This window comes from Sphaerospermopsis reniformis, assembly GCF_005402885.1.
Classification (GTDB): domain Bacteria; phylum Cyanobacteriota; class Cyanobacteriia; order Cyanobacteriales; family Nostocaceae; genus Sphaerospermopsis; species Sphaerospermopsis kisseleviana.
The window spans coordinates 1-601 of record NZ_BJCE01000547.1 but is presented as its reverse complement, the minus strand read 5'-3'; the positions used below and the strand labels follow the sequence as shown (position 1 = coordinate 601).

Genomic DNA, 601 nt, shown 5'->3' with positions numbered 1-601 from the left:
ACTTATAGCTTGCGTTTAATTACTCCTGATGTTTCAGCGATAACTCCTTTAACTATCGGTAATATTGTTAGTGGCAATATCAGTGAAAAAGGTGAACAGGATACTTATACCTTTACAGCCACAGCAGGACAACAATTATTTTTTGATAGTTTAGGAAGTGATTTCTTTTATGCTTACCTTTACGATCCGAGGGGACGACTGCTATGGCAACATGATAGTCGAGGCGATCGCGGAACTGATAATGGTTTAGTGTTTGCTGTTGATGGAACTTATAAATTAGTCATTGATGGAGGACGGGATCAAGATGGTTACGGTGTTACAGGTAACTACAAGTTCCGTTTGTTAGATAAAGCCGATGCAACGGTTATTAATCTCGATACAGATATTACAGGAACGTTTGATGAGTCAGCCGCAGGCAGTGTTGGTTATCGGTTCAGTTTAACAGAGCGTACCTATCTTTATTTTGATGGACAGTCAGCAACCAATGCTTGGATTCTCTATAACACTAATGGTCAATATATTACTGCCAATAACTTAAATTCTGATGCAGAGTTTTGGTTAGAGCAAGGTGATTATTATTTGATCATGCAGGGTTATAGTG

General features: G+C 38.6%; 1 protein-coding gene. It reads left to right on the top strand.

All coding sequences use genetic code 11. From position 1 onward, the window contains the following. Positions 1-601, top strand: a 601-nt coding sequence (locus tag FFR48_RS28335; RefSeq protein ID WP_162501998.1) for a hypothetical protein, incomplete at both ends; no start/stop codon positions are given.